Below are 12,182 nucleotides of genomic sequence, written 5' to 3'. Positions count from 1 at the left end.
CGGCGACGAGCGTCGGCGCGGAGGACTGAGCCCTCGCTCAGCCCGGCCCCGTCAGGTCGGCGGCCGCTCCCCGCGGTACTCCGGCAGCCGGGGGTCGCGCCGCACGCGGCGGTACTCGCTGACGGCGACGACCAGCCCGCACCCGATCACGACGGCCACGCAGACCCAGAACAGCCCGGGCACCGGGTCGAGCGACCGGGTCACCACCACGCCGACCAGCGCGACGCCGGCGAGGACCGCGACCGCCTTCGACGCGGGCGTCATGTCCCGGATGCGCCGCCCCTCCTCGCGGTAGTCCGGCTGGCGGCTCGCGGTCGCACGGCGCACGACGACCCGGGTGAGCAGCACCACCCCGAAGATCACCACGATGCTGACCAGGCCCCACGGGTCGAACGTCACGGTGGTCTCCTCGGCTCCGGCGGCGCGTGCCGGAATCGTGGCGCGGGTTCCCGTTCCGGGCAACCCGGACGGCGAGCGGCGCCCGCCCCGCCGCAGCGCGAGAGCCTGGATCAACATCTCGTTGACAACACGCCGTTGATGTCGTGGGATGGCCACCATGCCCCGACGACCAGACCCGCGCCGCCGCCCTCGACGCACACCGCGCCGTCCTGCGCCGCGCCGGGGGCAACGACCTGTCCGCACGCCCGTGGCAGCACCCCGCCCAGCCGTCGGGGGACGGCGACCTCGTGCGCCTCGCCGCGTGGCGAGCGGCCGACCCCGCCGTCGGCGCGGACGTCGTCGCGGCCGGCCTGGGGCTGCTGGGGGCCGCGCGCGCGGAGCTGGACCAGGTCGAGGCGGCGCTGCTCTTCTCGGCCCGCGCCGCCGGCCTCACCTTCCAGGAGATCGCGGCCGCCCTCGGCCTCGGCTCCGGGCAGGCGGCCCAGCAGCGGATGGCCCGGGTGCTGTCGCGCGCGGACCGGCCGTGACGGGGGGTGGTCACCCTCCGGGACGCCGGCCCGGAGAGCGGCGCCAAGGCCCGCACGCTCGGGAGGCTGCTCGCGGCGGGCTTCCGGGTCCCCGACGGCGTGGTGGTACCCCGGGCCGGCGACGCCGGGTGGCCGCGCCATCTCCCGGGCCACCTGCGCGCGCTCGGCGGCGACACCTTCGCGGTGCGGTCGTCCGCCGCGGTGGAGGACGCGCCCGGCTCCTCGTACGCGGGGCAGTTCCGCACCCTCCTGCACGTCCGGGCCGCCGACGTCGTGGCGGCGGTGCGCGAGGTCGCGGCGGCGACCGCCGCGGCCGCCACCTACGCCACGGCGCTCGGCGCACCGACCGGGGGCGGCGTCGCGGTGCTGGTCCAGCCGATGCTCGTGCCGGCCGTGGCGGGCGTGGCCTTCACCCGGCACCCGGTCACCGGCGCGCGGGCGACGGTCGTGGAAGCCGTGCCCGGTCTCGCGGACCGGCTGGCTTCCGGCGACGCCGATCCCGAGCGCTGGCACGTCGACCCCGGCCGGTCCGTGCACGTCGAACGCGGCCACGGCGTCCTCGACCCGGGCCGCGTCCGGGCCGTCGCGGACGTCGCCGAGCGCGTCGAGGGCCTGCTGGGCGGAGGGCAGGACGTCGAGTGGGCGGTGGACGCCGACGGCGCGGTCTGGACGCTCCAGGCGCGGCCGATCACCGCCTGGACCGCGGCCGTCCCCGGCCCGCGGCCCGGGACCGGCGGGTCCGGGGTCGCGGGAGCGGCGCTCGCCGTCGGCACCCCCTCCGCCCCCGGGGCGGCCCGCGGACGGGTCCGCGTCCTGCGCGGCCTCGACGACCTCCCCCGGTTCCGGCCGGGTGAGGTGCTCGTGTGCCGGGCCACCTCGCCGGCCTGGACGCCCGCGCTGGCGCGCGCCGCCGCGGTCGTCACGGAGGTCGGCGGCCTGCTGTCGCACGCCGCGATCGTCGCGCGCGAGCTGGGCGTCCCCGCGGTCACCGGGGTCCGCGGCGCGCGAGACCTGCCCGAGGGCGCGCCCGTGGTCGTCGACGGGACGGCGGGCACCGTCCGGCTGGCGGCGTCGTGAACGGGCAGGGCGCTCTGCTCGCGGTGCTGCACGCGCTGCGGGTGCGCGGCGTGGCGGACCCCGGTCAGGTCGTCTCGCGCACCGGCCTGCCCCGCACCCTCGCGGAGGACGCGCTCCTGGACGCGGAGGCCGCTGGGCTCGCCGCCCGCGTCCCCTTCGCCGGCCCGGACGACTGGTCGCTGACCGAGCGCGGACGGGCCCGCGGCGAGCGCCTGCTCGCGGCGGAGCTCGACGCCCTCGGGATGCGCGCGGAGGTGCAGGCCGTCCTCGACGCGTTCCTGCCGTGGAACGACCGGGTCGTCGGCGCCTGCACCCGCTGGCAGCTCACCGAGCTCGGACTGGCGCGGCCCCCGGCGGACCTCGTGGAGGTCCTGCGGGACCTCGACGGCGCCGCCGGCGGGCTCGCCCTGGTCGAGGCCCGGCTCGGCGCCGGGCTGCCCCGGTTCGTCGGCTATCGCGCGCGGTTCGCCGACGCGGTCGACCGGGCCCGGGAGGTCCCGTCGTGGATCGCGGCGACCGACCGCGACTCGGCGCACCGCGTCTGGTTCGAGCTGCACGAGGACCTGCTCGCCACCCTCGGCCGGGAGCGCTGACCGCGGTCGCCCGGCGTCGTGCTGGTCCGGTGGCCGCTCGCGCACGGCCTGGTCGACCGGGTGACGCTGCTGGTCTACCCGGTGGTCGTGGGCCAGGGCGTCCGGCTGTTCCCGCAGGACGGCCCGGACCTCCGGCTGGCGCTGGTGCGGTCCACGACGACGCCGGGCGGGGTCACCGTGCAGACGTACGAGCCCGCGGGCCGGCCGGAGTACGCCGGGGCGGCACCCCGCCCGGACGCCTGACGGCCCGCGGCGGGGCCGTCCGGGACGTCCGCCCGACCCGCGGGCGTCCCCCTCCCGCGGGTCGGACGGGTCAGGCGGGCAGGTCAGCGCGCTCGGCCGGGCGGTCCGCCGCCGGGTCGGTCGCGCCACCGCGGGCGGGGGTGCGGGCCGCCGGGGTGAGGAAGGTCGCCGCGGCCACGAGGACCAGCACCAGGACGAGCGCGTGCCGGAGCCCGAAGTGGTCGCCGAGGAAGCCGAGCGCCGGCGGGCCGACGAGGAACGCCACGTAGCCGATGGTCGCCGCGAGGGACACGCGCGCGGTCGCGTCCTCACCGGGCGCCGCGGTGTCGCCGGCCGCCGACAGCGCGACCGGGAAGCCCAGCGACGCGCCGAGGCCCCACAGCACCGCGGCCGCCGCGGCCACCGCCTGGTGGTCGACGAAGATGACGAGCGCCAGCCCGACCGCGCCGACGGCCGCGCTGACGGCGAGGACGGCAGCGCGGCCGAACCGGTCGACGAACCGGCCGCCGACGAACCGGCCGAGCGTCATCGCCGCGGCGAACGCCGCGTACACCGCGGAGCCCAGGGCGGCGTCGAACCCGTGGCCGTCGACCATGACGAGCGGCAGCCAGTCGTTGGCGGTGCCCTCGGCCAGCGCGAGCGCCAGGATGATGCCGCCGATCATGACGAGGCGGGTGTCGCGCCACACGGGGCGCCGCGCCGCGACGACTCCCCCGTCCGCGCGCACGCCGGCCGCGGGCGCCCGCACACCGACGCCCGCCGGGATCACCCGGATCGCGGGCACCAGCGCGACCGCGACGACGACCGCGACCGCGGCCAGGTGCGCGACGACCGGGAACCCGACCGCCGTCAGGACCATGCCGGCCACGGCGCCGACCACCGTCCCGAGGCTGAAGCAGCCGTGCATGGCGGGCATCGTCGACCGCCCGAGCCCGCGCTCGACCTCCGCGCCCTCGACGTTGAGCGCGATCTCGCCGCCGCCCATGCCGAGCCCGAACAGCGCCAGCCCCGCCGCGACGAGCGGCCCCGACCCGAGGGCCGCACCGACGCCGATCACGGCGGCGCCGACCGCGACCGAAATGGTGCCCGCGAGCATGACCGGACGGGTCCCCCGTCGGGCGACGAGGGCGCCCGACGACAGGATGCCGACCATCGACCCGGCGGAGAGCCCGAACAGGATCAGCCCCATCTCGGCCGTCGAGGCGCCGACGAGGTCGCGCACGTCCGGCGTCCGGGTGACCCAGGACGCGATGGTGAGGCCGGGAAGGAAGAACAGCAGGAACAGGGCGTTCCGGCGCGCGGTGAGGCTGGCGGGCACGGGTGGGGCTCCTCGGGCGGCTGAGCAAGACTGTACAAGCGTACACACTTCGTGGTCCGCGTCCGTCGGGGAAGATGGGCGGGTGAGCGGCACGCGGCGGGAGGTCCCCAACGACCCGGGGCGTCGGGAGCGCATCCTCGACGCCGCGCTGGACGTCGTCGCCGAGGCGGGCGTGCACGGCACCACCCACCGGCGCATCGCGGCGCGCGCGGGCGTCCCGCTCGGGTCGCTCACCTACTACTTCTCCGGGCTCGACGACATCCTGGGTGCGGCCTTCGCCCGGCTCGTCGACGCGATGTCGGCGTTCTACGGCCGGACGCTCGTCGACGCGCGGGACGGCGAGGAGGCGGAGGCCGCGGTCGTCGAGCTGATCTGCGGGCCGGCGTACGCGTCCCAGCGGGAGATGACGCTGATCTTCGAGATGTACGCGTACGCCAACCACGACCCGGAGGTCCGGGCGCTCGCGCGGGACTGGGTGCTGCGGAGCCGCGAGAGCCTGTCCCGGCACTTCCCGGAGCACGTGTGCCGCGCGCTCGACGTGCTCGTGGAGGGCTGGCCGATCCACCGCAGCTTCGACGCGGCGCCCACCGACCGGGCGCTCGTGGCCGCGACCGTGCACGCGATCGTGCACGGCCTCTCCGACCGCACCTGACCTCGGGACCCGCCCGCGTCTGCGGTCGGCCGCGCCCCGGCGCCGCGCCGGACGTACCGTCGGGCGCATGACCACCGCCGGCCCGCGTCGCGCCCCGCGCGCCGAGCGGCTGCGCCTCGCGGTCGAGCGCGACGGTGCCCGGTGCGTCTGGTGCGGGCGCGCGTTCGGCCCGCTCGTGCCGCCGACCCGCGAGCACCTCGTCCCCCGGGCCAAGGGCGGGCCGTCGTGGCTCGAGAACGAGGTGCCGGCCTGCCGCCGGTGCAACGCCGAGCGCGGGCACCGCGGGGTCGTCGAGTGGCTCGAGGAGTGCGGGCGGCGCGGGTGGGACCCGGACGCCGCAGCGGTGGCGCGCTCGCTCGACGCCCTCGCGGCGGCGATCTCGGAGCGGGGCGGGCAGCGCCGGGCGCGGGCGTACGTGGCCGCGCAGCTGCGGCGGCTGCGCCGCTGACACGTACGGTTCGGCCCAGGCGGTTCGCGCCCGCCGGCGGGCCGGTCCGTGCCAGGGTGGGCGGGTGCCGTCGTCGCTGCTCCGCTGGCTGGACCGCGTGAACGCCGCGCACCCGTGGAGCCACAACGACGCCTACCGCCGCTGGGTGCTGCGCCAGGTGCCCCGCGGTCCCGCGCGGGTCCTCGACGTCGGCTGCGGCACCGGCGGGCTGGTGCGGTCGCTGGCCGCACGCGGGGCTGCGGCGCACGGGGTCGACGCCGACGGGCCGACGGTGGCCACGGCGCGGGCGCTGTCGGCGGGACACCCCGGCGCCACGTTCGCCGTCGCGGACGCGCTGCGCCTCGACCCCCTGATCCTCGACCCCCCGCCGCCGGGCGCCGGCCACCGGGGCTACGACGCCGTCACCGCCGTCGCGGTGCTGCACCACCTGCCGATGGCCGAGGCCCTGACCCGCTGGCGCGCGCTGCTCCGGCCGGGCGGGGTGCTGGTCGTGGTCGGCTGCTACCGCGAGGCCACGCGCCGGGACCGGGCGGTGTCGCTGCTCGCGGTCCCGGCGAACCTCGTGGTGGGCCTGCTGCTCGGCCGTCGCGCCGCGGCCTCGCGGGTGGCGATGGCCGCGCCGACCCGGGAGCCCGAGGCCACGCTCGCCGACGTGCGCGCGGCGGCGGCGCGGCTGCTGCCCGGGGCCCGGGTGCGCCGGAGGCTGTTCTGGCGGTACACGCTGGTGCATCGCGCGCCGGCCTGAGCGCCGCCCGCCGCGCCGGTCAGCGCCGCGGCCAGGCCGCCCAGCCGTCCGGCACCGCGGCGAGCCGGTCGCGCGCCTCCCGCGCGCGCCGGCGCTCCGCGCGGTCCAGCGCGGGCGTGGTGCCGCCGCCGCCCCGGTCGTCCCCCCGCAGCGTGCAGCCCGTCGAGCGGGCCGTCGCCCACTCCCGGTACCCGCCGCCGACCACGACGCCGACGTGCCACTCGAGGTCGCCCGCGACCCGCGGCCACGGCTCGTCGCACGCGTCGCAGCCGCACACCGGGAACGGGAAGTCCTGCAGCAGACCTGCGTGCAGCACGACGCCCGGGAACGCCGTCCACACGACGGTGAGCGCCGCGGCGGCCGGCCGCCGCGGGGCGAGCCGGACCGCGCGCGCCACCTCCGGCAGCCCGACCCGCACGTCGCCGGCGCACGCCGGGTCGTCCGTGGCGTCCACGTCGTACCGCGCCACCAGGTGCCGGACCAGCGCGTCGGCGACCGCGTGCAGCGGAGCGAACCGCTCCGGGTGGCTGACGCGGCCGTAGGCCTCCGCCGGCGGGCCGTCCGGCCAGCGCTCGCCGTACCGCACCGGGCGGCCGTCCGCGTCGAGCGGTTCCGGCGCGCGGACGTCCGGGCGCGTGTAGCCGGTCAGCAGCACGGTCCCCTCCCTCGGCGCCGGGGCGGCGCGGGGCGCACCGGTACCCGTCGCACGCTACGCGTCGGCATCGGCGCGGTCCGCCGCGCGCACCAGGTCGACGTCGTCCTCGGTCACCCGCAGCAGGTCGCCCGGGCACAGCGCGTCGTCGAGCTCCACGACCCGCCCGTCGGCGTACGCGACGACCACCGGCGCGTCGTAGCACTCCGTGACGTCGAGCAGCAGCGCGCCGCCGTCGTCCGACACCTCGGTCTGCTCGTCGTCGCCGATCCGGACCGAGACGTCCGCGTCGGCGCGGTTCTCGATCTCGACGTCCGCGCCCGCAGCGCAGCCGGCGACGGCCAGCAGGCCGATCCCGACGACGACCCCGACCACCGCTCGACCCCGGCCTGCCCGCATCGTGTCCTCCCCCGCGCTCCGCGCCCGTGTCGGGGCGCTGACGCCCGGACCGGGGCATCCCTGCCGACGGTAGGTGCCGGACCGCGCCGGACGCCGCCCGTTCCTGTGCCGATCCTGTGCGGGTCCGGCGCGCAGGTGCGACGCGCGGACCCGGCCTCGGGTCCCGTGCGCACACCGAGGCCCCGCCGCCGCGGTGTGACGCACCGCACACCACGCAGCGACCAACGGCCCGCCCACGCGACTCCGCCGAGGAGCAGCATCGGGAGCGGCGGCAACGGCGCCGCCGCGGCCGATGGCCCCACCCCGCGGGGTCGCCGGCCCACGACGCGAGGAGGACGCGATGCGCACGGAGCACACCGACCCGCGGTACGCGGTCGAGGTCGACGACCGGCCGACGTACCGGGTCGACTTCGTCGGCGCCTACGGGGCGACGGAGGAGTTCCGGATCTTCGCCGCGCCGGACCTGCCGGCGGTGCAGCGGTGGGTCGGCGACCAGGCCGCCGGCCGCGCGTACACCGTGTGGGTCGAGTACGCGGGGAAGTCCGGGGTCGGGCTCGCGCAGGTGCTCGCGTCGCGCTGACCCGGGGGTCAGTCCGAGGCGAGCCGGCGCAGCGCCGACCCCTTGTGCGCCGCGCGGGCGCCGGTCTTCTCGGACTCGACCAGGTAGGCGGGCTCGTCGTCGGACGCCGTGAACTTCTGGCCGTCGTGCTGGAAGTCCGCGGTGCGCCGCTCGACGACGGTGCCGTGCGTGCGGCCCTGCGAGGTGTTCCAGGACACCCGGTCCCCGACGTGGATCGGCTCGGCCATGGTGCGGTCCTCCCGTTCGGCGACGTGCGGTCCGCGCCAGTCGACCACGCGGCGCGCGCGGCGGCACGGCGAGGACCCCCGACGGCTCGGAGCGGCTACGCGTCCCAGCCCACCGCCCGGAGCACCGCCGCGGCGACCTCGCCCGGCGCGAGGCCGTCGACGTCGACCACGGCGTCCTCGACGCGCGCGTCCTCCAGGATCGCGTGCAGCTCGCCCGCGCGGTGCCGGTGCCACGCGAGCACCGACGGGTACCCGGCGTGCCGCGCGTCGAGCCGGTCCCGGACGGCCTCGACCGGCAGCCGCAGCCGGCACACCGTCAGCGGCACCCCGACGGCGTCCTCGTACGCCGCGCGGGACGCCCGGTCCTCGAGGACCCCGGCCAGCACGAGACGCGACGCGCCCCGCCGCCGGTAGACGGCTGCCACCGCTCGCAGGTTCTCCAGCTCCAGGTCCTGCTGGAACGGGTCGCCGGGCGGGGCGGGCCAGGAGCGCCGCAGCTCGTCCAGGTCGACCACGGCGTGCGGCACGCCGCGTTCCGCGAGCAGCTCGCCGACGTGGTGGGCGGTCGTGCTCTTCCCCGCGCCGACGGTGCCGGTCAGCAGGAGCGCGGCCGGGGCGGGCGGCGCGGCGGGCGGGTTCCCGGGTCCCGGTGCGGAGGTCACGGCCTCACGCTACGGCCGGGTGCCGGTCCCCCGCCGCGCCTCGCCGGTCACTTCCAGGTGACGGGCGACGGGAAGTACGGGTTGTCCGACGACGCGATGAACGACTGGTACGACTCGCCGTTGTACTCGGCCGAGGTGACGACGGCGCCGTCCTTGGCCAGCGCGACGAAGCACGACACCAGGACGCGGTTCTCCTCGTCGTACTCCGGGAGCAGCAGGCCGCACGAGTCGCCGGGCGAGTTCAGCGAGAACCCGCTGGTGAGGTACTCGGTGTCGGCGCCGGTCGCGTCGAGCGGGAACAGGTCGACCGTCGCGGGGTCGTAGCCCTCCGGGGTGTCGTACAGCCACTGGTGCTGCGTGATCACGGCGTACGGGGTGTACCCCTCGAACTCCTCGGCGTTGCTGAACTGGTCGAACAGCGCGGCGTCGAGCTCGCTGACCTGCAGCACGGCCACGCCGACCCCGCCGCTGACCTCGTCCTCGCCGTAGGTCTCGGTCTGGTTCAGCCACGCCGGCTGGCCGAGGGCGAACGCCGTGCCCGGTGCGGTGACGGCACCGGCGGCGCCGAAGTCGACCGCCTCGACCTCGTAGTCGACCTCGAGCGGTCCCATCTCGGCCTCCCTCGCGGCGGCCGAGGCGCCGGCGGCGGGCTCGCGGTCCTTCTCCTTCGGCTGGTCCGCGGAGCAGCCGGCGAGGCCGAGCGCGAGGACGAGGGCGGCAGCGGGCACGGCGAGGGACGGCAAGCGCACGGGGAGACCTTCCGGGGGCGAGGTGCCTGGTGCATACACAGGCGAGACCCAGGGAACCTTAAGCCATGGTCGCGGGAGCCGCCTCCGCCACTCTCAACGTATAGCGCGGCAGGGGTCTTGCCGCAAGGCCCCCTCCCGGGCCCAGAATCCTCGGCGCACCGCCCCCAGCGCGCCCCGGAGGAGCCCCGTGACCGCCACCGCGACCCCCGCCTTCCACCTGCCCGACCGCCTCGCCGTCAAGGCCGACCCCGCCCTGATCGCGGACGACGAGCGCCAGTTCGCCGAGATCGCCGCCGCCCTCGACGCGACGACAGCCGATCTCGCGCAACGGCTCGACGCCGTGCGCCGGCAGCCCGCGGGCCGGGGCCAGCAGACCCTCGACCGCGACGCCGAGGTCCGTCGGCTCACGCGCCGCCTGCGCGCGCTGCGGCGGTTCGGGCTGGACCTGTGCCTGGGCCGCCTCACCCCGCACGACGGCGGCGAGCCCGTGTACGTCGGCCGCCTCGGGCTCACCGACGCCGACGGGCGCCGGCTGCTCGTCGACTGGCGGTCCCCCGCCGCCGAGCCGTACTTCGCCGCGACCCGGGCCCGGCCGATGGGCGTTGCGGCGCGGCGCCGGTACCGGTGGACCGGCGGCCGGGTCACCGACTACTGGGACGAGGTGCTCGCCGGGTACGGCGCCGCAAGGCACGCCGCCGGCGCCGCGCTCGACGACGAGTCCGCCTTCATCGCCGGCCTGGGCGCCAGCCGCACCGCCCGGATGCGCGACGTGCTCGGGACCATCCAGGCGGACCAGGACGCGATCGTGCGGGCGGGCTCGCGCGGGACCCTCGTCGTCGACGGCGGACCCGGCACCGGCAAGACCGTCGTCGCCCTGCACCGCGCCGCGTACCTGCTCTACGCCGACCCGCTGGTCGACCACCGCCGCGGCGGGGTCCTGGTCGTCGGCCCGAGCCGGCCCTACCTGGACTACGTCGCCGACGTGCTGCCGAATCTCGGCGAGGACGGCGCGCGGACCTGCGTGCTGCGCGACCTCGTGGCAGAGGGCGCCACCGCGGTGCCCGAGCCCGACCCCGAGGTCGCGCGCCTCAAGGGCACCCTCGACCTGGTCCGCGCGATCGAGCCCGCCGTGCGGTTCTCCGAGCGGCCCCCCGCCGACGGCCTGCTGGTCGAGACGCCGTGGGCCGACCTGTGGCTCGGCCCCGAGGACTGGGCCGAGGCGTTCGGCGCGCCCGACCCGGGCACCCCGCACAACGAGGCCCGCGACGTGATCGAGGAGGCCCTGGTGGACCTGCTCGCGGAGCAGGCCCGCGAGCAGGACGACGAGATCCCCGACGACCTGCTCCGCCGCGCCCTGCGCCGGCACGCGGACCTGGTCGCCGCGCTGAACCGCGCGTGGCCGCTCCTGGACGCGGCGGACCTGGTGGCCGACCTCTGGTCCGTCCCCGCGTACCTCCGGCTGTGCGCGCCGGGACTGGCACCCGAGCAGGTCGACCTGCTGCAGCGCCGCGACCCGCGGGCGTGGACCGACGCCGACCTGCCGCTGCTCGACGCCGCCCGGCACCGGCTCGGGGACCCCGGGGCGTCCCGGCGCCGGAACCGCCGGCAGGCCGAGGCGGCGGCCGAGCGCGAGTACCGGGCGCGCGTCGCCGACGACCTGATCGCCGCCGACCGCGACGGCGAGCAGGAGGGCATGCTCGACATGCTCCGCGGCGCGGACCTCGAGCACGCGCTGCTCGGCGACCCCGAGGACGCCCGCACCGACACCGACCGGCTGGCCGGCCCGTTCGCGCACGTGGTCGTCGACGAGGCCCAGGAGCTGTCCGACGCGGAGTGGCAGATGCTCCTGCGCCGGTCGCCGTCGCGGAGCCTGACCGTCGTCGGCGACCGGGCTCAGGCCCGGCACGGGTTCACGGAGCCCTGGGCGGAGCGGCTGCGCCGCGTCGGGCTGGGCGACCCGGTGGTGGCGTCGCTGTCGATCAACTACCGCACGCCGGCCGAGGTGATGGCGGCGGCCGAGCCGGTGATCCGGGCCGCGCTCCCCGACGCGAACGTGCCGACCTCGGTCCGCAGCACCGGGGTGCCCGTGGCGCACGGGACCGTCGGCGAGCTGGACGAGCTCCTCGGGACGTGGCTCGACGAGCACCCGGAGGGCGTCGCGTGCGTGATCGGCGCCGACCGGGAGGTCGCCGGGGCGCCCCGGGTCCGGTCGCTGTCGCCCGCGGGCGCGAAGGGGCTGGAGTTCGACCTCGTCGTACTGGTCGACCCGGAGCGCTGGGGAGGCGGCGTCACCGGGGCGGTCGACCGGTACGTCGCCATGACGAGGGCCACGCAGCGGCTGGTGGTGCTGACCGGGACGTGAGCGGGCGCGCCCGGCCGCGGCGGCGGGGCGGTACCGTCGCCCCGCCGGGCGCCTGCCCGCACCACCCCTTCTGGAGGGACCCACGATGGCCGACGCACGCGGGGCCACCCGCCCCGGCATCGACGGCTGACGGGCCGTGCCGGACTGGGCGTGGACGCTGGTCGGCGTCCTGGGAGGCGTGCTGATGCTGTGGCTCGCGCTGGTCGCCGTGCTGTGGGCGACCCGCCCCGACGAGCTGCGGCTGCGCGAGGTGCTCCGGCTGCTGCCGGACGTGGTGCGCCTGGTCCGACGGCTGGCGAGCGACCGCGCGCTGCCGCGCGGGGTGCGCGTCCGGCTGTGGCTGCTGCTCGGCTACCTGGCGCTGCCGGTCGACCTCGTGCCGGACGTGATCCCGGTGCTCGGCTGGGCGGACGACGCGCTCGTCGTGGCCCTCGTGCTGCGGTCGGTCGTGCGTCGCGCGGGACCCGAGGCGCTCGACCGGCACTGGCCGGGCTCCCCCGAGGGGCTGGCGGCCGTGCGGCGGCTGGTGCGGCTGCCCGGCTGACGGCC

17 protein-coding genes are annotated in these 12,182 nt (G+C 78.0%); 10 read left to right on the top strand and 7 right to left on the bottom strand.

The genetic code is table 11. The annotated features are described in order from the left end of the window. Window positions 1-51: 51 nt before the first annotated feature. The gene (locus FKM96_RS19665) at window positions 52-399 is read right to left on the bottom strand and encodes a hypothetical protein (protein WP_147796665.1); all 348 of its coding nucleotides are present in this window, start codon (window positions 397-399) and stop codon (window positions 52-54) included. 143 nt (window positions 400-542) lie between these two features. On the opposite strand from FKM96_RS19665, the gene FKM96_RS19660 reads away from it, so the two are divergent. From FKM96_RS19660 to FKM96_RS19645, 4 genes are read left to right on the top strand one after another with little or no spacing between them, the layout of a single operon-like run. Continuing rightward, window positions 543-926 (top strand): hypothetical protein, encoded by a 384-nt coding sequence (locus FKM96_RS19660; protein WP_147796664.1) that lies wholly within the window; start codon window positions 543-545, stop codon window positions 924-926. Between the two features lie 6 nt (window positions 927-932). Next, complete coding sequence (locus FKM96_RS19655) at window positions 933-2,003, top strand: PEP/pyruvate-binding domain-containing protein (RefSeq protein ID WP_147796663.1); 1,071 nt, start codon at window positions 933-935, stop codon at window positions 2,001-2,003. Then, on the top strand, window positions 2,000-2,596 hold the full coding sequence (locus FKM96_RS19650; RefSeq protein ID WP_147796662.1) for a hypothetical protein: 597 nt from the start codon (window positions 2,000-2,002) through the stop codon (window positions 2,594-2,596). Before FKM96_RS19655 ends, FKM96_RS19650 begins: the two co-directional genes overlap by 4 nt. Window positions 2,597-2,614: 18 nt before the next feature. Beyond that, window positions 2,615-2,839: a dihydrofolate reductase family protein gene (locus tag FKM96_RS19645; protein WP_147796661.1), complete on the top strand. Its 225-nt coding sequence runs from the start codon at window positions 2,615-2,617 to the stop codon at window positions 2,837-2,839. A 70-nt stretch (window positions 2,840-2,909) separates the two neighbouring features. Here FKM96_RS19645 and FKM96_RS19640 read toward each other — a convergent pair whose 3' ends face one another. After that, a complete protein-coding gene (locus FKM96_RS19640; protein ID WP_210417489.1) occupies window positions 2,910-4,157 on the bottom strand; it encodes an MFS transporter in 1,248 nt (415 codons plus the stop codon). Between the two features lie 82 nt (window positions 4,158-4,239). Between FKM96_RS19640 and FKM96_RS19635 the strand changes: the two genes are divergently transcribed. From FKM96_RS19635 to FKM96_RS19625, 3 genes are all read left to right on the top strand, one after another. Beyond that, window positions 4,240-4,809 (top strand): TetR/AcrR family transcriptional regulator, encoded by a 570-nt coding sequence (locus tag FKM96_RS19635; RefSeq protein WP_147796659.1) that lies wholly within the window; start codon window positions 4,240-4,242, stop codon window positions 4,807-4,809. 67 nt (window positions 4,810-4,876) lie between these two features. Next, a complete protein-coding gene (locus FKM96_RS19630) occupies window positions 4,877-5,257 on the top strand; it encodes an HNH endonuclease (protein ID WP_147796658.1) in 381 nt (126 codons plus the stop codon). Window positions 5,258-5,321: 64 nt separating this feature from the next. After that, window positions 5,322-6,002: a bifunctional 2-polyprenyl-6-hydroxyphenol methylase/3-demethylubiquinol 3-O-methyltransferase UbiG gene (locus tag FKM96_RS19625; RefSeq protein ID WP_168217056.1), complete on the top strand. Its 681-nt coding sequence runs from the start codon at window positions 5,322-5,324 to the stop codon at window positions 6,000-6,002. Window positions 6,003-6,021: 19 nt separating this feature from the next. Here the strand turns inward: FKM96_RS19625 and FKM96_RS19620 are convergent, their stop codons facing one another. After that, complete coding sequence (locus tag FKM96_RS19620) at window positions 6,022-6,657, bottom strand: DUF6226 family protein (RefSeq protein ID WP_147796657.1); 636 nt, start codon at window positions 6,655-6,657, stop codon at window positions 6,022-6,024. Between the two features lie 54 nt (window positions 6,658-6,711). Continuing rightward, window positions 6,712-7,053, bottom strand: a complete 342-nt coding sequence (locus FKM96_RS19615) for a hypothetical protein (protein ID WP_147796656.1) — start codon at window positions 7,051-7,053, stop codon at window positions 6,712-6,714. Window positions 7,054-7,393: 340 nt separating this feature from the next. Between FKM96_RS19615 and FKM96_RS19610 the strand changes: the two genes are divergently transcribed. Beyond that, window positions 7,394-7,633: a hypothetical protein gene (locus tag FKM96_RS19610; RefSeq protein ID WP_147796655.1), complete on the top strand. Its 240-nt coding sequence runs from the start codon at window positions 7,394-7,396 to the stop codon at window positions 7,631-7,633. Window positions 7,634-7,641: 8 nt separating this feature from the next. Here the strand turns inward: FKM96_RS19610 and FKM96_RS19605 are convergent, their stop codons facing one another. From FKM96_RS19605 to FKM96_RS19595, 3 genes are all read right to left on the bottom strand, one after another. Beyond that, window positions 7,642-7,860 (bottom strand): DUF2945 domain-containing protein, encoded by a 219-nt coding sequence (locus FKM96_RS19605; RefSeq protein ID WP_147796654.1) that lies wholly within the window; start codon window positions 7,858-7,860, stop codon window positions 7,642-7,644. A gap of 95 nt (window positions 7,861-7,955) precedes the next feature. Next, window positions 7,956-8,522, bottom strand: coding sequence for an adenylyl-sulfate kinase (locus tag FKM96_RS19600; protein WP_147796653.1), 567 nt, complete (start codon window positions 8,520-8,522; stop codon window positions 7,956-7,958). Between the two features lie 47 nt (window positions 8,523-8,569). Further along, entirely contained in the window at window positions 8,570-9,271 is a 702-nt protein-coding gene (locus FKM96_RS19595; protein ID WP_147796652.1) for a lactonase family protein, read from the bottom strand. A gap of 187 nt (window positions 9,272-9,458) precedes the next feature. On the opposite strand from FKM96_RS19595, the gene helR reads away from it, so the two are divergent. Both helR and FKM96_RS19585 read left to right on the top strand, forming a co-directional pair. Next, the gene (gene helR / locus FKM96_RS19590) at window positions 9,459-11,633 is read left to right on the top strand and encodes an RNA polymerase recycling motor ATPase HelR (RefSeq protein WP_147796651.1); all 2,175 of its coding nucleotides are present in this window, start codon (window positions 9,459-9,461) and stop codon (window positions 11,631-11,633) included. A 136-nt stretch (window positions 11,634-11,769) separates the two neighbouring features. Beyond that, a complete protein-coding gene (locus FKM96_RS19585; protein WP_246855096.1) occupies window positions 11,770-12,177 on the top strand; it encodes a YkvA family protein in 408 nt (135 codons plus the stop codon). The last annotated feature ends 5 nt before the right edge of the window (window positions 12,178-12,182 follow it).

The organism is Cellulomonas sp. Y8 (genome assembly GCF_008033115.1).
Lineage (GTDB): Bacteria > Actinomycetota > Actinomycetes > Actinomycetales > Cellulomonadaceae > Cellulomonas.
This window is presented reverse-complemented; position numbering and strand designations above follow the sequence as displayed.